The following is a 22962-nucleotide window of genomic DNA, read 5'->3' as shown; positions in this document are numbered from 1 at the left end:
GGGGGCGGGCCCTTCCGCATGCCGGGTTCTGACGCCGGGGGGCTGGACCGGGCTAGACGGGCTGCGGTTCGAAGTCCCAGTACGGGCGGCGGCGGCGCCGGGCGGAGAGGGTGTGCGGGTGTTCGGCGCCCAGCGTCTCGGAGAGCTGTCCGATTGCCTCCTGCTCCAGCTTCGCCGCCTCCTGGCCACGGCGCAGCGCCCGCAGGTCCTCGGCCAGTGCGGTCTTCGCGGAGAGGGTCAGCGGGTGGGTGTCGCCCAGCGTCGCCTTGGCGCGCTCCAGTGTGGCGCGGCCCAGTTCCACGGCGCCCTCCTCGTCGTCCACCCGGTTACGGGCGGCACCGGCGTTCAGCGCACAGCCCAGCGTCCAGGGATGGTCGGGGCCCATCGCCCCGGTCATCCCGGCAAGCGCCCGGTCCGCGAGGTCCAGCGCCTGTGCCTGGTCCCCGAACTCGGCGCGGACCAGCCCGACGTTCCCCAGGGCGCCGACGGTGTACGGGTGGCGCTCGCCGGCCAGCGCCCGGTAGCGCTCGGCGACCTCCTCGGCGAGGTCGCGGGCGTGCCCGAGGTCGCCGTGCTCCCGCAGGAAGGTGGCGTGGTCCGCACGCACCATCAGCGTCTCGGGGTGGCGGGGGCCCTGCACCCGGCGGGAGCGCTCGACGAGGTCGGCCAGCAGCGTGGCGGCGCGGGCGGTGTCGCCGGAGCGCCGCAGGCACAGCGCGAGGTTGTGCTCGGCACGCAGCGTCTGCGGGGTGTGCGGGCCCATCACCTGCAGATGCAGCCGGGCGTTGAGCTCCTGGGCGGAGGTGGCGTCGCGGTAGCGGCCGAGCAGGCGCAGCGTACGGGCGTAGGCGGTGCCCGCGTTGAGCGTGAGGTGGTGCCGTGCGCGCAGTTCGCGCTCCCGGAAGGCCAGCACGTCGCGGTGGGTGACCAGCGCTTCCTCGTAGCGGCCGAGCAGCGCCAGGACCGTGCCGAGGTTGTGCCGCGAGGAAAGGGTGCGGGGTGCCTCCGGGCCGAGCAGGTCGGTATAGGCCCGCCAGACGGCGTCGAAGAGGTCATAGGCCTGTGCGTACGAGCCCAGCGCGATCAGGGTGCCGGCCAGGCCGTCCTGCGCCCGCAGCAGATCGGCGTCGGCCGCGTCCCGCTCGGCGGTGAGCTGGTCGACGACGGCGCTGCCGACCGCCTCGGCCTCGCGGTAGCGGCCGAGCCTGCGCAGCATGTTGGCGTGCTGGTGGGTGAGGACGAGCATGGTGCGCTGGGTGGCCGCGAGGCGGGTGCGCCAGCGGGACATGAACTGTTCGCACAGCCGCAGGCCCATGCGGTATTCGCCGCGGACCCGGAGGTATTCGACGCAGTTGAGCAGCAGTTGCTGGACCGCGGGCTCGGGGCTGTCGAGGACCCCGGCCGGCTCCAGATGCGGGATGAGTTCGGCGTAGCGCTCCCAGCAGCGGGTGTCGGCGGGGTTCTGCGGGTCGGCGGTGACCAGCACCCGGCAGGCCGTCGCCGCCATCAGGTCGCGCTCGTCCTCGGTCATGTCGCTGCGCAGGAACCGGTGGTAGAGCCGGTGCATCAGCGCGGTCTCCACGGCCGGGTCGGCGTCCTCGGAGACCTGGTAGTCGAGGCGTACGGCGGTGGATTCGGTCAGCCGGCGCAGTGCGGTGTTCCAGCTGATCGGCTCGGCGGCCAGGTCGGCGAGGTGTTCGGGCAGGTCGCCGCGGCGGGCCTGGGCGAGCATCGGGACGGGGATGGTGTCCGGGGCGAAGAACGCGAACAGCTTGAGGAGTTCGACCGCGGCGGGGCTGCGTTCGCGCAGGGTGTTGAGGGTTATGGCCCAGCTGGTCTGGAAGGCCATGGGGTAGTCGGAGGAGATCCGGATGCCGACGAGGCTGGGCTCGCCGCGGCGGATCAGCTCGATGTACTCCTTGGGGGACATCGGGTTGGCGTCGAGCCAGGCGGCGGTCTGGGCGAGCAGCAGCGGCAGGTCCTGGACGGCGTCGGAGAGCAGATCGGCCTCCATCGGCGTCAGCCGCGGTGCCCGCCGCCGGGCGTAGGCGACGCTCTCGACGCGGTGGAAGGGCAGTACCTCGATCTCCTGCGCGCTGCCGGAGCCCGACCAGTCGCGGGTGAGGGTGGTGATCAGGACATGGCCGCGGCCGTCGGGGACCAGGTCCTCGATCTGCTCCATGTCGTCGGCGCTGTCGAAGATCAGCAGCCAGCGGCGGTAGGGGCGGCCGACGCGGAGCGCTTCGTGGACGGCGCGGATGCGGTCGCCCAGCTCCCGGCCCACGGGCAGGCCGAGCCGGGTGGCGAGTTCGGCGAGCTGTTCGCGGGCGGCGCCGCGGTTGGTGGCGCTGATCCACCAGACCACGTCGTAGTCGTTGCCGAAGCGGTGGGCGTATTCGGCGGCGATCTGGCTCTTGCCGACGCCGGAGGTGCCGTACAGCGCGATCCGGGTCTCCAGCGGCGGGCCCGCGCCGGCCCCGGAGCCGGCCAGCTTGCCGTGCAGCTCTTCGAGGACGTTGTCGCGGCCGGTGAAGCGGTTGTTGCGGCGCGGGATGTTCCACACCTCGGGCGGGTTGTTCGGGAAGCGGGGCGCGCCGGGCGCCTCCTCGTCCACGACCCGGCCCTGCCCGGCGATGCCGAGCCGTTGCAGCACCCTGCGGTTGGCCTCGCGGGCGTCCAGGTCGCGCAGGTCGGCGGGCCGCAGCAGGGACGCGGTGGCGGGCAGCGACTGGGTGGCCACGCTCACCGCGGCGAACCGGTCGGCGTGCGGGGAGACCACCTCGCGCAGTGCCGTCGTCCACTCCTCCTGCGTCTTGGGGCCCAGCCGGAAGTACCAGTCGTCGAGCACGATCAGCAGCCGGCCCTCGGCCTCCAGCAGCCCCGTCAGCTCCGCCACCAGCGCGGTGTCCGCCTGGGGGTCCCAGCGCAGCAGGGTGGTGCCGTGGCCCTGCGCTTCCAGCTGATGGGCGATCCATGCCGCCCAGGGCCGGGTGAAGCCCGCATAGCTGATGGTGATGTGCTCGCCTGCGCCGGTGGGACCGGAAAAGGTGGCCTGATCGACCATGCGACCGTCTCCCTGGGATGCGATGGTGCGCGCTGCAGAGGCTGTCTCATCCGGCACGCCCTGGCTCTTCGGCACGATAGCCCAAGTGTCCCCCCATATGACGACAGTGCGTCAGGTCAGGTGGACGGCAGGTCAGTTGAGCGCGATCGTGGCGTCCAGCCGGGCCGCGATATGCCGTATCAGGCGTTCCAGGTCGGCGCAGTAGACGGACGGGTGGGCGAATCCGCCGGTGTCCGCGCGGTAGCGATGGGCGTAGTTGCCGCCGCCGCACACCTCCACCAGGGTGCAGCTGCGGCACTGCGCGCCGAGGCCGTCCCGGCCGCTGCGGCGGGCGGCCATGCCGGGGTGGGCCAGGGCCTCGTCGAAGGTGTGGTGGAAGACGTCGAGGCCGGTGGCGGCGGCGCCCTCATAGGTGGATTTGAGCGAGTCCACCTGTTCGATGGCGCCGTCGGTGTCGACGACCAGGGCGACGACCGGGGAGAGGCCGACCGCCTCGCTGGAGCTGGGGCGGCCCAGGAGGAGGCCGAGGATTTCGGTGAACACCCGCACCCGGGGCCCGGGGCCGCCGTCCCACCACAGGTCGAAGACGGTGCACAGCCAGTCGCCGTACGGGGTGCGGCCGGCCGGCCCCATGGGTCCCCTCGCGGCGGTGGCCGGGGGCGGGCTGGACCAGTTGGCGTGCGGGAGGAGGAAGTCGACCATCGGGGGGTCCAGGGCGCGCAGGGAGTCGTGGACCTCGGCGGGGTCGGCGGTGATGTCGATGGTGCACAGGATGCCGGCGAACACCTCGGGCCGGTCGCGGAGCAGGCGTACGGCGCGGGAGACCGCGGGCCAGGAGGGCCGCCCCGCGTGGTCGGTCCGGCGGCGGTTGAGGCCGGGGGTGCCGCCGTCCAGGCTGAGTCCGAGCCGGAATCCCGCGGCGGCGAGGGTGTCGAGCATCTCCTGGGTGAGGAGCGTGCCGTTGGTCTGCAGGCCGAATTCGGCGGTGCAGCCGCCGGGCAGCGCGGCGCGGATCGCGGCGGCCTGCTCCAGGAGCGGGCCGGGACCGGTGAGCAGCGGCTCGCCGCCGTGCAGATCGATCCGGACCTCGCGCAGCCGGTGGGTGCGGGCGTGTTCGGCGATGCGCAGGGCGGTCTGCCGGACGGTGGCGGCCGGGACGGTCGGCGGGCGGGTGCGCCAGCTGCGGTCAGGGCCGGTGTAGATGTAGCAGTAGGTGCAGGCGAGGTTGCAGCGGCTGTGGACCTTCAGGACGAACTGCCGGAAGGGTACGACGGCCGTCCGGCCGGTCTGCTCCCCCGCCACGGCGTCGCCCCCTGGACTCGTCTGCCTGCGTCGAGGTACGGGATCGACAGCTCCCGCCCGCTGACTGGTACATGGCTCGGCCCGCGATCGAGGAACCGGATTCCCTCGGCAACTGGCCGGTTCCCTTGCACGTTTGCCCAAAAACCGTCGTTCTTGCCTGTCAATGCAAGGCTTTTTCCGGGCCGTCCTCGTAGTACGCCACGGCCTCGTCCGCCGACGGCCAGTTGCGCAGCAGCAGTGCCGCCACCTCTCCCAGCACCGCATGATCCGTCCGCGCCGCGAGAACGCCCACGTCAACCCCGGCGAAATCCGGCAGCCGTTCGGCCGACGGCCCCGGCCGGGCGGCCACCGCCGGTTCGGTGCGGGGGATAGTCGCCACGCTGCTCTCCTCTGGCCGGCTGGACGGGTGTGTTCCCGGACTCCCGTCCACGGAAACACGTTCCGGTGCGGACGGCCAGGCCGATGGACGGGCGCTCGGGGCGGTCAGGCGGTGGTTTCCAGGGCGCGCATACGGGCGCGGGTGCGCTGGGCCTCGGCGCCGGTCTCCTCCGCGGCGCGCTGCCACTGTTCCCAGCTCTCGCGGTAGGCGTGCAGCGCGGAACGGGGCCCGGCCGTGGCCTCCAGGACCTCGCCGCGGCGGTGGTGGGCCCGGGCGGCCAGCAGCGGGCTGCCGGCCCGCCGGGCGGCCGCGGCGGCGCGGCGGAAGCAGGCGGCGGCCCGGTCATGACGCTCGCGGGAGTCGAAGCGGCGGTCCAGCAGCAGCTGGATGTCGCCCACTTCGAGCCACGCCTCGGCCTGCACCGCGTCCGGTACGTCCACACCGCGGGCGGCCAGCTCCAGGATCCAGTCGGCCTCGTGCAGATCGGCGAGGGAGGGCTGGCGTTCGTAGCGCAGTCGCAGGGCGCGGCCGAACAGCAGCCGGTGGTGGCCGAGGTCGGGGTCCTGCGGCCCGGCCCGGCCCAGCGCCTCGCGCAGGACGTGCACCGCCTCGTTGGCCAGCCGTTTGCCCGGTCCGCCGGCCGGTTCCTGCCGGGCGCGCAGCAGCAGCGCCGCGCCGCGCTCGGCCAGCAGCGCGCTGTGCTCGGGCGTATCGGGGGTGGCCAGGCGGAGCGCGGCGGCCAGGGCGGCGAGGGCGGCGTCGAGGGCCGGCAGGGCGCCGGTGCGGGTGTGCACGGCGCGCTGGACGGCGGCCGTACGGCGCAGGGCGGCCGCCTCCAGCGCCGGGTCGTCGAGCGCACGGGCCATCGCCCGGGCGCGTTCGAGGAGGGGCAGTACGGACGGCAGGCCCGCGCCGTCGTGCAGTTCGCGGGCCGCCGCCAGATCGAGCAGCGTCCCGCAGACCAGCCGGTCGGCGGTGCTGCCGCGGCGGCGCAGCAGGACGGTGGCGGTGTCGAGGTCGTCGGCGGCCCGTACCGCGAGCGCCCGGGCGGGCTGCGGCCCTTCCTCGTGGCCGCGGGCGGCCCGCCGGGCCTGGTCGAGCAGGACACCGCCCCGGGCGGCGTAGACCTCGCCGGGTACCTGCTCGCCGCTGGGCCACTGGTCGAGCAGGGTGGTGAGGCAGCGCTCCGCCTCGTCGAGGGGGTCGTCGGCGGCCAGGTCACCGGCCCCGGGCAGTTCGTCGGTCCCCGGCCCGGTGTCGGGGGCGGGCAGGGCGGCGAGGCGGCGCAGGACCTCGGTGCGCAGCACCATGCACTCCAGGACGCGGGGGTCGAGCAGGCTCATCAGCCCGCAGGCGGCGTGCAGACGGCGGGCGGCGTCGGCGAGCGCGCCGCGTTCCTCGGCCGGTGTGCCGGCGCTGTGGCGTTCCCCGGCGCGGGCGTGGCCGACCCGGCCGAGCACGATCAGCGCCCGGGTGCGCTCGGCCTCGCGGGCGGCGGTGGCGGCCTCCTGGTCACCGGCGGCCCCCTCGGCCGTGGCCCGCTCCGCGGCGTGGGCCGCGCGCTCCGCCTCCTCCAGGGCGTCCGGCTGGCGCCACTTCGCCCAGGCGTGCAGCAGGGCGCGGGCGAGGTCGGTGCCGGCCACGGGCAGCCGCTCGGTGGCGGCGCGCAGCAGCCGGACGGCCTCGATCAGATCCCGGACGGCGCGGCCTTGTTCGTAGCGCTCCAGGAGGGCGGCGCCTTCCGCGGCCGGGCCGTCGGGTGCATACGGCCGCCGGGCGGGCGGGCGAAGGGCCGGTTCGAAGCGGCGCAGGACGCGCTCGGAGACCCGGGCGAAGGGTTCGGGGACGGCGCGCTGGCCGGTCTCGGGCTCCCGGCCGCTGCCGGAGAGCATGGCGACCGCGACGGCCGGGAAGTTGCGGGCGCTGCGGCCGAAGGTGCGCTCGATGTAGAGCGAGCAGTGCTTGAGGACCAGGGCGGCCTCGCCCGCACTGAGCCGGCCGAGGAGTTCGTCGCGTACACCGGGCACGAAGTCGTACCACGGCCCGCTCACCGCGGCCTGCTCCCCCGGCGTCCCCTCCTCGGCGGGGAGTTGCGTGACCAGGCCGCTGAGCAGCACCTCCGCCAGCTCGGCCGGGCCGGTCTGCGGCAGCATCGCGCGCTGGACGAGCTGGATCACGGGCAGCGCGAGCGGGACCGCCGAGAGGTGGACGGCGAGCAGCCGGGCGGCGGGGGAGGCCTGCTGGTCGAACTCGCGGACCATACGGGCGGGTGCGGCGCGCTCGGGCTCGGGCGGCGGCGGGACCGGCTGTCCGGCGCCGTGGTCGGCCCGTACGACACAGGCCGCGCCGCGCAGGGAGAGGCCGGCGTCGGCGGCGGCCAGCCGGGCCCAGGAGCCGAGGGCGGAGGGGGTGGCGGAGAGGACCGGGATGGCGCGTTCGCGGGGCGCTGCGTGCGCGGCGCCCGGTGTCCCGGCGGGGCGCCGGCGACGGCGGGACGGGCGGAATCCCAGGGCTTGGTAGGAGCCCTGGCGGCGGACGAGGGTGCCGGCCACGGCGGGCAGGAGGGTACGCGCCCACATCCGCTGCGGCAGCGGCTGGACCACGGCGAGCGGGGCGTCGGCCGCCCAGCGGTAGAGCAGCCGCTGCATCCGGCCGTCCCGCCACAGCGGGCCCGCGCAGTCGCTGACCACGAGGGTGAGGTGGTGGCCCGTCGGGTCGTGCAGCTGGTCGGCGGGGCGCAGCGGGCGGCCGGGGCCCGGGGCCGCCGCGACGCCGATGTCCGGGCCGTGCGGATGGAGGTAGTGCACCGTCACATCGCGGAAGGCGCCGACCCGTTCGCAGACCTGGCGCAGGTCGTGCAGCATCTGCTCCCAGACGGCCATCGAGGACGAGCCGTCCATCAGCAGGCGGAGCGCGGCTGCCCGGCGGTGCACCCCGCGCAGCACCGGGATGATCATTTCGGCATGGGCGGAGAGTTCGGCGGTGGCGGGCTCGTCCAGCTTGCGTCGGGCCGGGGCGACCGGCGGGCGGTAGCGCTGGATGGGCCGCAACGCCCGCTGCAACGGCAGCAGCCCGGGGAAGGCGGAGGCGATCGGGACCGCGACCTCGCCCAGGCGCCGCCGGTCCGGGTCGGGGAGCCGTTCGTCCCGGGTGGGCAGCAGCTCCGCGACCCGGCGCCGGGCGCTGTCGCGGAGGGCGGACGAGGACGGGTCCGCGTCCGCAGGGCCGGGGTCGTCGCCGCCCTGCGGTGTCCCACGGGCGTCCCCGGGATCCACGGAGACGGCCGGTCCCACCCGGAAAGTGGCCGGATCCGGACCACCGGGCTCCTGGGTGCGGGCGGGTCCGGCCTCCGCGGAGCCGTCGGCCCGTGAGGCGTCCGGGGTGATCCACTGGGCGAGCCAGAGGGCGTCGGCCATCCCGCGGGCGTCGGCCGGCACCCCCGCCGCGGTCAGCCGGGCGACGAGTTCGTCGAGGGGGCCCGGTCCGGCCTCCCCGAGGGACACCGCACTCACCTCGTCCGGTCGAGAGGCCGCATCAGCTCCGCCGTCAGACGCCGCCGGGTCTCCTCCTCGTCCTCGTCCGTCCAGCCGGCCTTCTGCGTAAGGTGGATGGCGTTGAAGAGCTGGTCGACGGCGCGGACATCGCCGGGCTCGCGGTCCAGGAAGCCGTCGATCACCGCTTCGTAGCGCTCGGCCGCGCCCTCGCCGAAGTGAGCCCGCACCATGGCGGCCAGCCGCTCCTTGTCGGGCACCGGGATGTGGAGGTGGATACAGCGGCGCAGCAGGGGCGCAGGGAAGTCGCGTTCGCCGTTGCTGGTGAGGACGATGAAGGGGAAGGCGTGGCAGCGCACCCGGCCGTCGCGCACCGTCACCCGCGCGCCGTCGTCGCTCAGCACCTCCACCTCGGGGGCGGATCCGGCCAGCCGCTCCAGCTCCGGAATCCGGAACTCCCCTTCCTCCAGCACGTTGAGGAGGTCGTTGGGCAGGTCGATATCGCTCTTGTCGAGCTCGTCGACGAGCAGGACGCGGGGCCGGGCGGCGGGCAGCAGGGCCGTGCCCAGCGGGCCGAGGCGGATGTAGCGGCCGATGCCGCCGCCGGGTTCGTCGGTGGGGTCCGCCTCGCCCGCGGCCCCGTCGTCCGCGGCGCCCGGGGCCGCGCGGGCGATCTGGAGGTCCTGGAGGCGGCCGATGGCGTCGTAGTCGTACAGGCCGTCGCGCAGGGTGCTGCGGCTGACGACCGGCCAGCCGAGCACCCGGCCGAGGCCGAGTTCGTAGGCGACCGAATGCGCCAGGGTGCTCTTGCCGCTGCCCGGCGCGCCGGTCACCAGCAGCGGACGGCGCAGATAGAGGGCGGCGTTGACCAGCTCGCGCTCGGTCTCGCCGGGGCGGTGGTGGCTGGCTTCGCGGTGCTGCACGCCGAGCCTGCGCTCGGAGGAGGGGTCGAGGGCGGCCGGCGGCGCCACCAGAGGGCCACCGTCGAAATCACGCCATGGGGGTGGCGGCGGAAGGTGCTCAATTCCGTCGTGCGGTGCCCCCGCGCCACGGTAGATGAGCCAGTCGCTCACGTCGGAACTCCTCGTCGCCGGCCAGGCCTCGGTCAGGAGCGATGGTCATGGCGGATCGCCGGAGACGTCGGCATCGTCCACCCCGGCCTCCCCCACGTCCGCCACCCGCCATCACGCAGGTGCGCCTCACGGACAAGTCTTCCACGACGCTATGACAGTACTCAGCCGGACGGAAGCGCACGGGGCGGTTTCCGGTCTTCCGCGGGGGCATCGCGGGCGGCCAAGTGCCATGTACGGGGCGCCACTTGCCGCGGCAGGGGCGGACGGGGCAGGGGCGGGCACCGGGCGCGTGCGAGGCGCAGGGGGGCGTGCGCGGCGCCCGGTCTGTGTCGGGGAGCCGCCCCGTCGGAGGCGGCTCCGTGCCCGGTTCATCGCGGGGACAGCTGGGGGCGGTCCGGGAAGAGCGGCGGAATCGGGTCCTCCGGGTCGTCGTAGAGGAGCACCAGGTCGCGGGCCCAGTGCATGCCCTCCTCGGCGGCCCCGGCGGCCTTGGCGCGCAGCTGCCGGACCAGCTCGGGGAGCCGGGCCAGCCCGCCCGAGCCCTGCAGCAACTCCCGTACCCCGCGGTGGAATTCCTCGCATCCGGCATCGCAGACCCGCTCCTCGCCGTGGCCGCCGGCCGGCCACAGTCCGGCGGGGAAGCCGGTGTCCAGGACGGCGCCGACCGCGTCCCGCCCGAAGCCGTCGGCGACGGTATGGCACAGCGCGGGCAGCGCGCCCTCGGCGGCCGTCTCCAGCAGCCGCCAGACCGCCTCCTCGGAGCCGGGCGACGCGCCGCCGCCCGGGTGCGGCGCAATGCGCAGCGCCTGCAGCTCGGGGGCGGCGGCCAGGCCCTGCCAGCGGCGCAGCCAGGCCGGGTCGACCTGCTCGCGCCGGCCCTGGTCACGCAGGATCACGGCGCGCCCGGGGCCCACCGGCCGCAGCCGGGCGGTGCGCCGGGTCGAGGCCGCGACCTCCCACTGGCCGGCGGCGGTGTGCCAGCGGCCTTCGGGGACGGCGACCTCCAGGCGTACCCGGGCACCCGGCCCGGCGTCGCCGTCGGCCCGCAGCAGGCGCCCGCCGAGCCGTCGCAGCACCTGGTCCCGCGCCTGCTCGAACGGCACCCCGCCGGCCGACTCCTGGACGTCCACCCGCAGCCACTGCCCCTGGCCGTAGCCCTCGCTGACCGACCAGTTGAAGAGCTCCGGTCCGCCCTCGTCGTAGAACAGCGGCTCGAACTCGACGAGTACGGAGCGCGGGCGGCGGCGTACCGGCCCTATCCTTCGGCGGTCCTGCGGCTGCAGCACCACCGCCTTGGCCTGGACGAACTCCGCGAGGCGCAGCGCCTGTCCGCGGACCGCGGCGGCCTGTTCGCCCGGTACGTCGCGCACCTCGTCGGCGGTCAGCTGCGCCACGATCCGCAGGTAGTGCACAAAGGCGCGCAGCTCGGTGTACGGGTCGCTGCCCTGGTAGAGCGCACCGTGGCCGTCCCGCCAGGTACGCAGCGCCCAGGCCCCGGGCCGGTCCCCGCGGTCCAGCACCTCGCCGACCGCGGCCTCCACGACCAGCGGATCGCGCGGCGCCGGCAGACGGGCGAGCAGGTCCAGCGCCTGCAGCCGCTCCTGTACGCCCCACAGGCGGCCCCGGCCCGACATGATCGCGTGCTGCGCGTCGAACCAGGTCGGCCCGGCGGCGCGGCCGAGCTCCTGGCCGGCCCAGTGCCAGCGGTCGTGCAGGCTCATCAGCGCGTGGTACGGGTCGGGTCCCAGGCCCTCGGCGCCCGGGACCAGGTGTTCGGGCCCCAGCCCGCGCAGCGCGGTGACCGGCACCGCGAGCCCGACGTGGTCCTGTTGGTGGCGGCCCTTGACGATGCCGACCACCTCGCCGCGGTCGCAGTCGATCAGCGGCCCGCCGGAGGCGCCGGGGGTGACCCGTACATCGCTGCCGAACTGCAGCCCCCGGGCGTCCCGGGCACCGAAGCGGACGGCGATGAAGGGGTCGACGGGGAGGGCGGGGGTGGCGGGCCCGGCAGGGGTGGCGGTGAGGGCGTGCGGGTCCGCGGGGCCGGCAGGTGCCCGGCGCCCGTCCCGTGCCGCCCGGCTGACGCGGTCCCCGTCCGGCTCCCGCGTGCCGTGTCCGTCTCCCTCTCCCCTCCCCCGTGCACCGCGTCCGTCCCGAGTGGCGGCTTCCCCGCGCGCGCGTGCGCCCCCGCCCGCGCCGGGGCCTGCGCCCACGCCGGGGCCCGGGTCGGTGCCGCGGCCCGGGTCGGCGCCGGGGTCCGGGTCGGCACCCGCGCCCGCGCCCGAAGCGTCATGGCCGCGGAAGATATAGGCATCCTCCAGGAGCGTCGCCGGCTGATCACTGAGCCAGGCGCAGGGGTGCTCGGTCTCCGGGTCGAGCAGCCGGACCAGCGCGAGATCCGCGCGGCTGGCGGCGGGCCCGGCCGCCGGGTCGGGCCGGCTCAGGTCGTACGCCGTCCGCGCCGGCACCACCCGGCCGCCGAACGCGACCCCGAAGACCCCGTCCGGGCCCGTGCCGCGGCGCCGCCCGTCGCTCGCCGCGAGCACATGGGCGCAGGTCAGCACCCATCCCGGGGCGATCAGCACCCCGCTGCCCCACGGCCGTCCCGCGGTCGTCCCCGGGGCGGGGCGCAGGGCGACGGTGGCGCGCCCGGCATGGTCGAGGAGCTGTGCGTAGTGGGCACGGTCACCGCGGCCGGCGGCCTGGCCCTCGGAAGTCGTCATCAGCGGCTCGCATCATCCGGCTCCCGGCGGCCGGCCGCGGGTCCCCCGTGCGGCTCCGCCGCCGGCGGCGCCTCGTCCGCGCGACGCCAGGTGAGCGTGACCGAGAGGTTGGCCTTGGCCTCGCCGTCCGCGAGCAGGGCGACGGCCTTGCCCGGCTTGGCCGACAGCTCCACCCCGAAGGTCACACTGGTCTCGTGCGGCGCGACCCGCTCGGTGGCCTGGCGGATACTGGCAGCGACCCCGCCGACCACCTCGCGCAGCCCCTCGACGCGGGCGCCGAGCGCGTCCCAGGCACCGACGTCCTCGAATTCGCCGTCGGCCGCGTCCGCGTCGTCCGGCCCGTCGAGTCCCGGGGCGTCGAGCCGGGAGACCCGGGCCCAGACTTCCGTACCGTCGGGCAATTCGATGCGCTGCGCGCGCTCGTGCATCACGGCCTCCTGCTCCCCGTGGGCGGCAATTCCCCGATCACCGCGGGACCGTTGACAAGGTGATCAGGCTAGCCTTCGGGTGCCTGTGGCGCGAGAGGTCCATGAGCCTGCCTATCCTGGCCGGGAATGACCCATGACCCCTGGTGGAGAGCGCGTGTATTTCACTGACCGTGGCATCGAAGAGCTGGAGAGCCGGCGCGGCGAGGAGGAGGTCTCCCTCGGGTGGGTGGCCGATCAGCTGCGGACCTTCGTCGACCTGAACCCGGACTTCGAAGTACCGGTGGAGCGGCTGGCCACGTGGCTGGCCAGGCTGGACGACGAGGACGAGGACGAATAACCGGTCGGGCCTGCCAGCCGGCCGGGCCTGCCGGCGTACGGCGGGGCAGGGACCGGCACCGCCCCACGCGGCAGGTGCCGCTTGCCCGGTCCGGTCCGGTCCGTACGGGGCTCCCCGCGCGAGCAGGTCCCCGTTGCCGCGCGTACGGCCACCGCCGCGCGGGCGGCGGGCCGTACGCGAACAGGCCTGGATCAGGTGTAGCGGAGCGCGTTGCGCATCCGCATCTTCACGTCTTCCTCATCGTTGAAGGCAGCCCGCCCGGCCCGCGGGTCGTGCTCGTAGTAGGCCCTCTTGTTGTCCAGCTCGGCCCTCCTCGCCCCTTGCTCGGCGCCACGGAGCGCGTCGCGGATCTCCTCCGCGTGCCGCGCGTGCCGGCAGGCACCCTGCGCCTGGACGGCGTACTTCTGGGTCGCCTTGTTGTGGCCGATGGCCTTCTTGTAGCTGTGGGCGCCGTCGGCCGACAGCGCCTTGTTGTTCGCCGAGTTCGCCTTGACGACCAGGCTGTGACAGCTCGCGGCGGCAGAGACGGAAGCGGTGGCGGGCGCGGCGTGTGCCGACGCGACCGGCCCGGCCACCGCGGCACCGAGCACCAGAACCGAGAGCAACCCCGTTGTCCTACGCACGTGTTCAACTCCTTCATGGCATACGCCACGACATCAGGTAACACCACTGAGGACTCCGCGACCGCACCGGGCGGTTCCGCTCTTCCGCACCTTGGCGATCAAGGACGCCCGGGCCCATCCCCCGAACCAGACACTTGACTTCCCTCATCCGCGATATATCGTGTCTGGTGTAGACGCGATATGTTGCGTTGCGCATGACAGCGGATTCAGGGGAGGCAGGCATGTCAGCCGGGAGCGAGTGGTCGCACCAACCGACACAGGTGACCTCACCACGCACTCTGGAGGTCACCGAACCCGTCGACGCCTTGAACGTGCGGGTGATCAACGGCACCGTCAACGTCGTCGGCACCACGGACGACGGCCCGGCCCGCGTGGAGATCGGCGAGGTGCACGGCCCGCCGCTGACCGTCTCCTACCGGAACGGCACCCTGTCGGTCGCCTACCAGGACGTCCCCTGGAAGGGCTTCCTGAAGTTCCTCGACCGCAAGGGATGGAACCGCAGCGCGGTGGTCTCGGTGACCGTGCCGGCCGGCACCCGCGTCGAGGTGGGCGTGGTCGGCGCAGGTGCGGTGATCTCCGGCATCTCGGGACGTACGGATGTCCGTGGTGTCTGCGGTGACAGCACGCTCGTCGGACTGACCGGCGGGGTGCGGGCCGACACGGTCTCCGGCAGCGTCGAGGCGCAGTCGGTCTCCGGCGATCTGCACTTCCACTCCGTCTCGGGGGATCTGACGGTCATCGACGGGGCGGGCGGGGCAGTGCGCGCCGACTCCGTCAGCGGTGACATGGTCCTCGATCTGGACCCCGCGCAGGGCGCCGACATCGCCTTGACGACGGTCTCCGGAGAGGTCGCCATCCGGCTCCCCGACCCGGCCGACGCCACGGTCGAGGCCAACACCACGAGCGGCACCGTCTCCAACGCCTTCGACGGCCTGCGGGTCAGCGGCCAGTGGGGCGCGAAGAAGGTCACCGGCTCGCTGGGCGCGGGCACCGGCACACTCAAGGTCACCACCGTCTCCGGCGGCCTGGCCCTGCTGCGCCGCCCCTCCCCGGAGGCCGGGGACAGCCGGCCCGGCACGCCCGGCGACGCCGCCCCCGGTCCGCACGACGACTCCCCCACCGGCCCGACCGCCGGGAAGAAGGTGCTCTGAGCATGCCCCCCGTCTTCGCCCATGGCCGCCTGCGCCTCTACCTCCTCAAGCTGCTCGACGAGGCGCCGCGGCACGGCTACGAGATCATCCGCCTCCTGGAGGAACGTTTCCAGGGGCTCTACGCCCCCTCCGCCGGCACGGTCTACCCCCGGCTGGCCAAGCTGGAGGCCGAGGGCCTGGTGACACATGCGACCGAGGGCGGCCGCAAGGTCTACTCGATCACCGATGCCGGAAGGGCCGAACTCGCCGACCGCGGTGGCGAGTTGGCGGATCTCGAACTGGAGATCCGGGAGTCGGTCGCCGCACTGGCCTCCGACATCCGGGAGGACGTGAGCGGTTCGGCGCGGGATCTGCGCCGCGAGATCCGGGAGGCCGCCCAGCAGGCCCGCAAGGACGCGGGAGGGTCAGGGAAGGCCGGACGGAACGGCGGGGGGCCGGCGGACGCCGCGCGGGACACCGCCGAACGGCCCTTCCCGGAGGCCCCCGACTACTTCGACGCCGTCTTCGGCGAAAAGGAGTCCTGGCGGCAGGCGAAGGAGGAGTTCCGGCGCGCCAAGGAGGAGTGGAAGGAGCAGGCCCGTCGGGCCAAGGAGGAGAGCCGGCGCGCCCGGCAGGACGCCCAGCGGGCCCGTAAGCAGGCCAGGGACGCCCAGGTGTTCGCGCGCGAGGAGGTCCAGCGGGTCATCAAGCGCGTACAGGAGCAGACCCAGGGGGCGGTGCGGTCCGGCGACTGGTCGGGGGCGGTGCGCGAGGCGCTGTCCGAGGTCTCCCGCGAGGTCGGGCGCTTCACCGGCGGCCAGTCGGGCACCGGGCGGGGCGAGGAGCCGCGCGAGGCCGGCCGGGGCGACGAACCGTACGGGACCGGGCAGGGCGACGAACCGTACGGTGCCGGGCGGGGCGGCGCGGACAGCGGGGCCCGGGTGACGGTCGAGCGCGTCGACCTGACCGAGGAGAAGGCCGGGGAGGGCCCGGCGGCAGGGGCTCCGCCGGCCCCGGAGTGGGCGCAGGAACCGGCCGGCGACCACCCCGCCCGCGACTTCGACCGGCTGCTGGACCGCTTCCGCGACGACCTGCGGGACGCGGCGCGCGATCACGGCGTCACGGCCGAGCAGCTGAAGGAGTCCCGCCGCCGGCTGTCGACGGCCGCCGCCCACATCGGCGCGCTGCTGCGTCATCCGGAGCAGTACGGCTCCTTCACGGACCGGGACGAGTGAGACGGGTCCTTCACGGACCGGGATGACGGAACCGGGGCTTCGCTGCGGGGGGGCGACTGAGCGGCCGGGGCCACCGGGCGGCCGGGGGCGCCGAGCAGCCGGGGGACACCGAGCGGCCGGGGCGGGCGCGCATCGGATGCGCGCCCGCCCCGCTAGGCGACCTCCGGGGCCCCGACGCACTCCCGCAGCGCCCCGATGAGCCGCTCGACCCGCTGGTCACCAGGGCCGCCCATCCGGTTGGCGGTGTACGCGAACCCGACCCCGAACTCGTCGTCCCCGAAGGCGAATTGGCCGCCCGCACCGCTGTGCGCGAAGGAGCGCGGACCGAGCAGCCGGCGGAACGCCGAGTCGAGGAGGACGCCGGTCCCCCAGCGTGCGCCGAGGTCCGGGAAGCCGGAGAACGAAGGCCCGCCCGACAGCTGGGTGACCGCGTCGGTGACGGTTCCCTCGGTCAGCAGTCGCGGCCCGCCGTCCAGACCGGTGGCGACCGCCGCGTACAGGGCCGCCAGGCTCCGCGCCGACGACACCGCGCCCGCGCCGGGGAATTCGGCGGTCAGCAGGGCGGGCGAGTTGTAGCCGTGCGGATCGTCGAGCCCGGGGAAGGGCAGGACGCCGTTCATCGTCACGGCCCGCATGGGCAGCAGATCGGCGCTCGGCAGCGGGGGCCGTCCCTCCGCCTCGACGAGGCGGGCCATCCGCGGCACCTCCTCCTGCGGCATACCGATCCAGGTACGCAGGCCCAGGGGGTCACCGATGGCCGCCCGGAAGAAGCGGCCGGGCGTGCGGCCGGTGAGGCGCCGGATCGCCTCCCCGACGATGAAGCCGAAGGCATGGGCGTGGTACTCGAACGCGGTACCGGGCTCCCAGAGCGGCTTCTGTTCCTCCAGGGCGCGGATCACCGGCGTCCAGGCGGTCAGCTCCTCGAACGTCAACTGCCGCTCGACGAGCGGGATTCCGGCGGTGTGGGCGAGCACCATCCGGGTGGTGATCTCCTCCTTGCCGTGGCGGGCGAACGCCGGCCAGTAGGCGGCCACCGGCGCGTCGAGGTCCAACTGCCCGTCCTGCGCCAGCAGATGGGCCAGGATGCTGACGACGGCCTTGGCGAGGGACATGACGGGAAGGACGGTGTCCTCCTGCCACTCCCGCCCGGTCCGGTCATCGGCGACACCGCCCCACAGGTCCACGACCTTGCGCCCGCCCACGAACACGGCAGCGGCGGCGCCGAGTTCACCGCGCTCGGCGAAGTTCCGGGCGAATTCGTCCGCGAAGGCCCCGTACCCCTCGTCGGCCCATCCTCGGTACGGCATCCGCTGCTTCCTCTCCTCAGATGCATCGACCCCCCGTGGGCCGTCGGCCGGGTCACCCTACGCACAGGCACCGCCCGGACTCGATCGAATATCGGGTGTACGGGAGGGACGTCCGGCAGCCGCCCGACCACGAAGGCCACAGCGACCACGGCGACCACGGCGGCCACGGCGGCCGGAAACGGGTCCCCCAACCGGGCCTCGGCTACGCACAGTTGCCATCTGCGCTCTGGATTCACGCCGCGTAATCGGGGAACTCACTACTTCGCACGGCTTTCCGTCCGGCGCCGGGCTCCAGGGAGCCCCAGCTGCCCGATTCCGCGGGCCGGTGACCGTGTTCCCGACCACGGCCCCACTCCCTGTCTGCGCACGCATCGTGAAGGCCATGAGGTAAAGCGATGTCGGAATACCTTTCGGTCGCCCGCCGGATGTGGCACCTGCTGGAGCCACTGCACGCCACGCTGTACTTCGCCCCCGAGGCCCGCCAGGTCGCCGCCGACCTCGGCCATGACGTGTCCTCCCGCTGGCCCAGCTACTTCGCCTGGCGCACGGCTCCGCTGGGCGCCGCCGGTCCTGAACTGGTGGCCGCGACGTACTACACCTTCAGTCCGCGGCTGATCGCCCGGCACCTCCCGCGGATCTGGACCGTCGCGGACCCGGCCAAGGTGCTGGACGCGCGACTGCTGGCCATGGACCGGGCGCTGACCTCCCTGACCGGCGGCCGGCTGAGCGCCGCGCAGCTCGCCGACGCGGCCCGGCTCGCCCGCCAGGCCGCCGAGAACGCCGGCTGTGCCGCCCGCCCGCTGGCCGCCGCCAACCGCGATCTGCCGTGGCCGGACGCACCGCATCTGGTGCTCTGGCAGGCCGCGACGGTACTGCGCGAACACCGCGGCGACGGCCATCTGGCGGCCCTGCTGACCTGCGGACTCGACCCCTGTGAGGCCCTGGTGTCCTTCGCCGCGATCGGTGCCGCGCCGACCGCCGACTTCATGGGGCGCGGCTGGAGCGCACAGGAGTGGAGCGACGCCCGGCACCGCCTCGCCGCCCGCGGCTGGATCGCGCCGGACGGCACCGCGACCGAGCGCGCCCGCAAGGAACGCGAGGCGATCGAGCGGACCACGGACCGGCTGGCTGCCGGCCCGTGGCGGGCACTGGGCCATTCACGTGCCGAACGGCTGGCACAGCTGCTCCAACCCCTCCTGGGCGCGGTGTTCGAGGCCGGCTACCTGCCCCGGCACAGCACGCTGGGCATCGGGACGGTGAAGGTCGGCTATCCGTAGGGCGCGTGCTGCCCGGGGGGATTGCCGGTGGGGCCTTGCCACCCGTGGAGTGCTTGCTTCGCGTGGGGGGGCTTCCCGCCCGTGGGGGCTTGCTACCCATGGCGCGCGCTCTCCGTGGTGACGCGCCCGCCGGGCATCCCATCCCAGCAGCGCGCCCACCGGGCAGTCCCTCCCGGGGACGCGCCCTCGCGTACGGGCCCGCCCCCGGGCTTCCTCAACTCGCCCGCCGGCCCCGCTCCTCGCCCAGCGCCCGCAGCACCTCGACGTAGGTCACCCCGTGATCGGCGAGCACCGCCGCGGCCGGTCCGGGCCTGGCGGCCAGCGCCATCAGCAGATGCTCGTCACCGAGGTACCGCTCACCGCGTCCGGCGGCGATCCGCAGGGCGCGCTCCAGCACGGACTTCGCCTCCGCCGTGAACAGCCGGCGCGTCCGCTTCCTGCGCCCGGCCCGTCCGTCGGCAGCCAGCGCACCCACCCCGTGCGCCTGTTCCACCCGCGTCACGACCTCGTCGATATCGATCCCGAGCCCGGCCAGCGCCGCCGCGTCGGCCGTGGACACCCCGCCGCGCCGGCGCACCGCCGCGAGGGCGTCCGCCACCGACTCCCGCCGCGCATGGACGCCGAGCGCCGCGAGCACCCCGGCGGCCGGCGAGTCCGTGCGCTCCAGCAGCGCGAGCAGTAGCTCCGGTTCGCCGACCGTGCCGCTGCCCGTGCGGTCCGCCTGCTCCGCGGCGCCGCGCACCACCGCGCGTGCGTCGGCCGTGAACTTCTCGAACATCAGCGCCTCCCGTGCTTCTTGTGCACTGCCTGCCTGCTGACACCCAGCTCCGCCGCGATCTCCTGCCACGACCAGCCCTTCGCGCGGGCGCTGCGCACCTGCACGGCTTCGAGCTGTTCCAGCAGCCGGCGGAGCGCGGCCACGGCGCGGAGCCCGACCCGGGGGTCCCGGTCACCGGCCCGCTCGGCAAGATCCGTTGCATCGGTCATAGCTGTCAATTTACGTTGACACGCGAAGCTTGTCAACCATCATTGACACGCACGGAGCGCCGACAGCCGGCGGGAGGCATAAGGCGAAAGGGGGTAAGGCAGAAGGCCCAAGGACGGGCGAGCGCACTAAGGCCGGTCAGGGGCGGTCGCGGTCGCGGACAAGGCAATCACCGCCGCGGTGCCATCCGTCCACAACGCCGCGGCGGCCGCGTCCGGCGCCGTCAGCAGCGCCGCATCGAACCGCTCCAACTGCGCCTCATGGGCGCCGGGTACCCCGGGAGATGCGCCGGGCTCCCCAAGAGACGCGCCAGGCGCCCCGAGCCAGGCGCGCCCCTCGACCGCCACCACCATGACCTCGTCGGGGTCACGGACACGGTCCCCGTCACGGCCACGATCGGCAGCACCGCCACCAGCCGGCCACACCACCCGGCTCCCCCTCCCTCTCCCCCGCCCCCGCACCATCTCCACGGTCGCCGCCGCCCGCCCCTCCCGGAGCATCACATTGAGGTTGACGACGGGGCGGCCGTCCAGCAGCCGGGAGTCGGTGGCAGCACCGCCGGGGAAGGCGAACGGGCGGTAGCGCTCCGGGAGGAGCTGCGCGGTGCCGTCCACCGTCAGCTCCAGCCCGGCGCCGTCGACGACGGTGAGGATCCGCCGGACGCCGGGCAGCGGCGAGTACGGCCCGTCCCGGGTGACGTCCGCCAGGCTGACCCGCCAGGCGAAGGTGTCCCAGCCGGAGCCCGGCGGCTGGACGGCGACCTCCCGGGTCACCCCGCCGCCGTTGCTCCACGGCGCGGCGGCGCGCCCCTCCGCCCGCAGGATCCGCACTCTTCCCGGCCTCCTCGCCGAAGGGATGTCACACCACGCACCAATACACACCAAAGGGACGTCACACCACGCACCGAAGGGACGTCGACATCACGCCGGCCACCGCAGGGACCGCACGCCAGACGTCACACCGTCAGCACGACCTTGCCGAACAGCTCGCCCTCCGCCATCTTCGTGAACCCCTCCCGCGCCCGGTCCAGCGGCAGCGTCGAATCGATGACCGGCCGGATGCCCTTGGCCGCGCAGAAGCTGAGCAGCGAGGCCAGCTCCTCCTTGCTGCCCATCGTGGAACCGACGATCTTCAGCTCCAGGAAGAAGATCCGGTTGAGCTCCCCGCTCTTCGGGGTGAAGCCGCTGGTGGCGCCCGAAATGACCAGACTGCCGCCGGGGCGCAGCGACTTGACGGAGTGCGACCAGGTGGCGGCGCCGACCGTCTCGATCACCGCGTCCACCCGCTGCGGCAGCCGCTCACCGGTCGCGAACACCGCCTCGGCGCCCAGCTCCAGCGCGCGCTTGCGCTTTCCCTCGTCCCGGCTGGTGGCGAAGACCCGCAGCCCCGCGGCGGCGCCCAGCACGATGGCGGCGGTCGCCACGCCACCGCCGGCGCCCTGCACCAGGACGCTGTCCCCGGGCCGTACGCCCGCGTTGGTGAACAGCATCCGGTACGCGGTCAGCCAGGCGGTCGGCAGACAAGCCGCCTCCTCGAAGGACAGCTCCTTCGGCTTGGGCAGCACGTTCCAGGAGGGGACGGTGACCTGCTCGGCGAAGGTGCCCTGGTAGCGCTCGGTGAGGATGGAGGGCTTCTCCCTGGCGCCGACTCCGTGGCCGGTCTGCCCGATGACGGAGTGCAGGACGACCTCGTTGCCGTCCGCGTCCACTCCGGCGGCGTCACAGCCGAGGATCATCGGCAGGCTGTCCTCGGTGATCCCCACCCCGCGCAGCGACCACAGGTCGTGGTGGTTGAGGGAGGCGGCCTTGACGTTGACGGTCGTCCAGCCGGGGCGTACGTCAGGGGCCGGGCGCTCCCCCAATTCGAGGCCGTTCAGCGGCTGGTCACGGTCGATGCGGGCGGCATAGGCAGCAAACATGATCCCAACGTAGGCCGCGGCCGGGCGCTGCGGTACCGCGCAGGGGTGTGACACGCGCCGCGCCGCCGTGCCGCGTCATCCGTGTTGCACGGCGCCGCCCGTATTGCGCCGCGCCACCCGCGCTGCGCCGCGCCACCCGCGCTGCGCCGCGCCACCCGCGCTGCGCCGCGTCACCCGCGCTGCGCCAGGCGTCCCCGTGCCGCGCCACCACAACGGGCCGGGCCCGCACCTGTGTGCGGTGCGGGCCCGGCCCGTTGGCGGACGACTCCGGTTACTCCGGTGGCGGCGCGGTCAGCGACGGGCCACGCCCTCGGCGCGGGCGGCGGCCGCGACGGCGGCGGTGACGGCCGGTGCGACCCGCTCGTCGAACGGCGAGGGGATGACCCGGTCGGGGCTGAGCTCATCGGCGACGACGGCGGCCAGCGCCTCGGCGGCGGCGAGCTTCATGCCTTCCGTGATCCGGGTGGCCCGCACCTTCATGGCACCGGCGAAGATGCCGGGGAAGGCCAGCACGTTGTTGATCTGGTTGGGGTAGTCGCTGCGCCCGGTGGCCACCACGGCCGCGTACTTGTGCGCGACCTCCGGGTGGATCTCCGGGGTGGGGTTGGCCATCGCGAAGATCAGCGAGTCCTTCGCCATCTTGGCCACCGCCTCCTCCGGCACCGTGCCGCCGGAGACCCCGATGAAGACATCGGCGCCGTCCAGCGCGTCCTCCAGCGACCCGGTCAGCCGGCCCTTGTTGGTGAAGCCGGCCACATCGCGCTTGACGTCCGTGAGGTCGCCGCGGTCGGTGGAGACGATGCCCTTGCGGTCGCAGACCGCGACGTCGCCGATGCCCGCCTCGATGAGGATCTTGGCGATGGCGACGCCTGCCGCGCCGGCGCCCGAGATGACCGCACGCAGCTGGCCGAGCGAGCGGTCGGTGAGCTTGGCGGCGTTGCGCAGCGCGGCCAGCGTGACCACGGCGGTGCCGTGCTGGTCGTCGTGGAAGACCGGGATGTCCAGCCGCTCCTGGAGCCGGCGCTCGATCTCGAAGCACCGCGGCGCCGAGATGTCCTCCAGATTGACCCCGCCGAAGGACGGGGCCATACGGACGACGGTCTCGATGATCTCGTCGGTGTCGGTGGTGCCGAGCGCGATCGGCACCGCGTCGACGCCGCCGAACTGCTTGAAGAGGATGGCCTTGCCCTCCATCACGGGGAGCGAGGCCTCCGGGCCGATGTCACCGAGGCCCAGCACCGCGGTGCCGTCCGTGACCACGGCGACGACCTGGGACTTCCAGGTGTAGTCGTAGACGAGCTCGGGCTGCTCGGCGATGGCGCTGCACACCTTGGCGACACCCGGCGTGTACGCGAGGGACAGGTCGTCCTTGTCGCGGACCGGCACGGTCGCCTGGATGGCCATCTTGCCGCCGCGATGCAGCGCGAAGGCCGGGTCGAAAGCATCGTCGGGCGCACTGCCCGCGCCCGCGCCGGTATTGCTGTCGCTGCGAGGATTGACGATCTCCGCTGCCACTTGTCTTACCCCTTTAATCGAAATTCTGTTGAGGGTGGCCACCCCCTGGTTGAGGGGTGGGCGGGCACCGCGTCCGCGCCCTGCACGGCGGATGACCGCCGCGCGCGGGGAGGTTTCGGACGCCGGGCGCGCCGCACACGCGCCCTGAGCCCCGGATGAGGGGTGTAACGAACCT

At 74.3% G+C, this 22962-nt stretch carries 18 protein-coding genes; 4 read left to right on the top strand and 14 right to left on the bottom strand.

Annotated elements, in window-relative coordinates:
• Positions 1 to 52: 52 nt before the first annotated feature.
• The 7 genes from fxsT to ABR737_RS30515 form a co-directional block, all read right to left on the bottom strand.
• Positions 53 to 3064: an FxSxx-COOH system tetratricopeptide repeat protein gene (gene fxsT / locus ABR737_RS30545; RefSeq protein ID WP_350253903.1), complete on the bottom strand. Its 3012-nt coding sequence runs from the start codon at positions 3062 to 3064 to the stop codon at positions 53 to 55.
• 132 nt (positions 3065 to 3196) lie between these two features.
• Complete coding sequence (locus tag ABR737_RS30540) at positions 3197 to 4366, bottom strand: FxsB family cyclophane-forming radical SAM/SPASM peptide maturase (RefSeq protein ID WP_350253901.1); 1170 nt, start codon at positions 4364 to 4366, stop codon at positions 3197 to 3199.
• A 160-nt stretch (positions 4367 to 4526) separates the two neighbouring features.
• Entirely contained in the window at positions 4527 to 4745 is a 219-nt protein-coding gene (locus tag ABR737_RS30535) for a YxD-tail cyclophane-containing RiPP peptide (RefSeq protein ID WP_350253900.1), read from the bottom strand.
• 104 nt (positions 4746 to 4849) lie between these two features.
• Entirely contained in the window at positions 4850 to 8248 is a 3399-nt protein-coding gene (locus tag ABR737_RS30530; RefSeq protein ID WP_350253899.1) for an SAV_2336 N-terminal domain-related protein, read from the bottom strand.
• Between the two features lie 5 nt (positions 8249 to 8253).
• Positions 8254 to 9309: an AAA family ATPase gene (locus ABR737_RS30525; protein WP_350253898.1), complete on the bottom strand. Its 1056-nt coding sequence runs from the start codon at positions 9307 to 9309 to the stop codon at positions 8254 to 8256.
• Between the two features lie 368 nt (positions 9310 to 9677).
• Positions 9678 to 12032, bottom strand: a complete 2355-nt coding sequence (locus ABR737_RS30520) for a VMAP-C domain-containing protein (RefSeq protein ID WP_350253897.1) — start codon at positions 12030 to 12032, stop codon at positions 9678 to 9680.
• Positions 12032 to 12460, bottom strand: coding sequence for a CU044_2847 family protein (locus ABR737_RS30515; RefSeq protein ID WP_350253895.1), 429 nt, complete (start codon positions 12458 to 12460; stop codon positions 12032 to 12034). The genes ABR737_RS30520 and ABR737_RS30515 overlap by 1 nt, the downstream gene beginning before the upstream one ends.
• Positions 12461 to 12614: 154 nt before the next feature.
• Here ABR737_RS30515 and ABR737_RS30510 point away from each other — a divergent pair, with 154 nt between their 5' ends.
• Entirely contained in the window at positions 12615 to 12797 is a 183-nt protein-coding gene (locus tag ABR737_RS30510) for a DUF6104 family protein (RefSeq protein WP_088799957.1), read from the top strand.
• A 191-nt stretch (positions 12798 to 12988) separates the two neighbouring features.
• Here ABR737_RS30510 and ABR737_RS30505 read toward each other — a convergent pair whose 3' ends face one another.
• Positions 12989 to 13420 carry a hypothetical protein gene (locus tag ABR737_RS30505; RefSeq protein WP_350253893.1) on the bottom strand — a complete coding sequence of 144 codons (432 nt, stop codon included), beginning with the start codon at positions 13418 to 13420 and terminating at the stop codon, positions 12989 to 12991.
• A 221-nt stretch (positions 13421 to 13641) separates the two neighbouring features.
• Between ABR737_RS30505 and ABR737_RS30500 the strand changes: the two genes are divergently transcribed.
• Both ABR737_RS30500 and ABR737_RS30495 read left to right on the top strand, forming a co-directional pair.
• Positions 13642 to 14571: a DUF4097 family beta strand repeat-containing protein gene (locus ABR737_RS30500; protein WP_350253891.1), complete on the top strand. Its 930-nt coding sequence runs from the start codon at positions 13642 to 13644 to the stop codon at positions 14569 to 14571.
• Positions 14572 to 14573: 2 nt separating this feature from the next.
• The gene (locus ABR737_RS30495) at positions 14574 to 15785 is read left to right on the top strand and encodes a PadR family transcriptional regulator (RefSeq protein WP_350253889.1); all 1212 of its coding nucleotides are present in this window, start codon (positions 14574 to 14576) and stop codon (positions 15783 to 15785) included.
• 152 nt (positions 15786 to 15937) lie between these two features.
• Here ABR737_RS30495 and ABR737_RS30490 read toward each other — a convergent pair whose 3' ends face one another.
• The gene (locus ABR737_RS30490; protein ID WP_350253888.1) at positions 15938 to 17092 is read right to left on the bottom strand and encodes a serine hydrolase domain-containing protein; all 1155 of its coding nucleotides are present in this window, start codon (positions 17090 to 17092) and stop codon (positions 15938 to 15940) included.
• Between the two features lie 395 nt (positions 17093 to 17487).
• Here ABR737_RS30490 and ABR737_RS30485 point away from each other — a divergent pair, with 395 nt between their 5' ends.
• Entirely contained in the window at positions 17488 to 18369 is an 882-nt protein-coding gene (locus ABR737_RS30485; RefSeq protein ID WP_350253886.1) for an SCO6745 family protein, read from the top strand.
• A 214-nt stretch (positions 18370 to 18583) separates the two neighbouring features.
• Here the strand turns inward: ABR737_RS30485 and ABR737_RS30480 are convergent, their stop codons facing one another.
• The 5 genes from ABR737_RS30480 to ABR737_RS30460 all read right to left on the bottom strand — a co-directional run bounded on the left by ABR737_RS30480 (position 18584) and on the right by ABR737_RS30460 (position 22787).
• Positions 18584 to 19147 carry a Clp protease N-terminal domain-containing protein gene (locus tag ABR737_RS30480; RefSeq protein ID WP_350253885.1) on the bottom strand — a complete coding sequence of 188 codons (564 nt, stop codon included), beginning with the start codon at positions 19145 to 19147 and terminating at the stop codon, positions 18584 to 18586.
• Complete coding sequence (locus ABR737_RS30475; RefSeq protein WP_093491771.1) at positions 19147 to 19356, bottom strand: helix-turn-helix domain-containing protein; 210 nt, start codon at positions 19354 to 19356, stop codon at positions 19147 to 19149. The genes ABR737_RS30480 and ABR737_RS30475 overlap by 1 nt, the downstream gene beginning before the upstream one ends.
• A gap of 126 nt (positions 19357 to 19482) precedes the next feature.
• Entirely contained in the window at positions 19483 to 20184 is a 702-nt protein-coding gene (locus tag ABR737_RS30470; RefSeq protein WP_350253883.1) for a HutD/Ves family protein, read from the bottom strand.
• 125 nt (positions 20185 to 20309) lie between these two features.
• Positions 20310 to 21272, bottom strand: a complete 963-nt coding sequence (locus ABR737_RS30465) for a zinc-binding dehydrogenase (protein WP_350253882.1) — start codon at positions 21270 to 21272, stop codon at positions 20310 to 20312.
• 291 nt (positions 21273 to 21563) lie between these two features.
• A complete protein-coding gene (locus ABR737_RS30460) occupies positions 21564 to 22787 on the bottom strand; it encodes an NAD(P)-dependent malic enzyme (RefSeq protein ID WP_350253881.1) in 1224 nt (407 codons plus the stop codon).
• Positions 22788 to 22962: the final 175 nt, after the last annotated feature.

It is taken from the genome of Streptomyces sp. Edi2, from assembly GCF_040253635.1.
GTDB lineage: Bacteria > Actinomycetota > Actinomycetes > Streptomycetales > Streptomycetaceae > Streptomyces.
The sequence above is the reverse complement of the archived record's forward strand: the minus strand, read 5'-3'. Positions and strand labels throughout refer to the sequence as shown.

Bases quoted from the DNA above. Each gene is read 5' to 3' on its own strand.
- fxsT (WP_350253903.1), bottom strand. From the start codon at position 3,064: ATGGTCGATCAGGCCACCTTTTCCGGTCCCACCGGCGCAGGCGAGCAC.
- ABR737_RS30520 (WP_350253897.1), bottom strand. From the start codon at position 12,032: ATGACGACTTCCGAGGGCCAGGCCGCCGGCCGCGGTGACCGTGCCCAC.
- ABR737_RS30515 (WP_350253895.1), bottom strand. From the start codon at position 12,460: ATGCACGAGCGCGCGCAGCGCATCGAATTGCCCGACGGTACGGAAGTC.
- ABR737_RS30500 (WP_350253891.1), top strand. From the start codon at position 13,642: ATGTCAGCCGGGAGCGAGTGGTCGCACCAACCGACACAGGTGACCTCA.
- ABR737_RS30495 (WP_350253889.1), top strand. From the start codon at position 14,574: ATGCCCCCCGTCTTCGCCCATGGCCGCCTGCGCCTCTACCTCCTCAAG.
- ABR737_RS30490 (WP_350253888.1), bottom strand. From the start codon at position 17,092: ATGCCGTACCGAGGATGGGCCGACGAGGGGTACGGGGCCTTCGCGGAC.
- ABR737_RS30485 (WP_350253886.1), top strand. From the start codon at position 17,488: ATGTCGGAATACCTTTCGGTCGCCCGCCGGATGTGGCACCTGCTGGAG.
- ABR737_RS30480 (WP_350253885.1), bottom strand. From the start codon at position 19,147: ATGTTCGAGAAGTTCACGGCCGACGCACGCGCGGTGGTGCGCGGCGCC.
- ABR737_RS30475 (WP_093491771.1), bottom strand. From the start codon at position 19,356: ATGACCGATGCAACGGATCTTGCCGAGCGGGCCGGTGACCGGGACCCC.
- ABR737_RS30465 (WP_350253882.1), bottom strand. From the start codon at position 21,272: ATGTTTGCTGCCTATGCCGCCCGCATCGACCGTGACCAGCCGCTGAAC.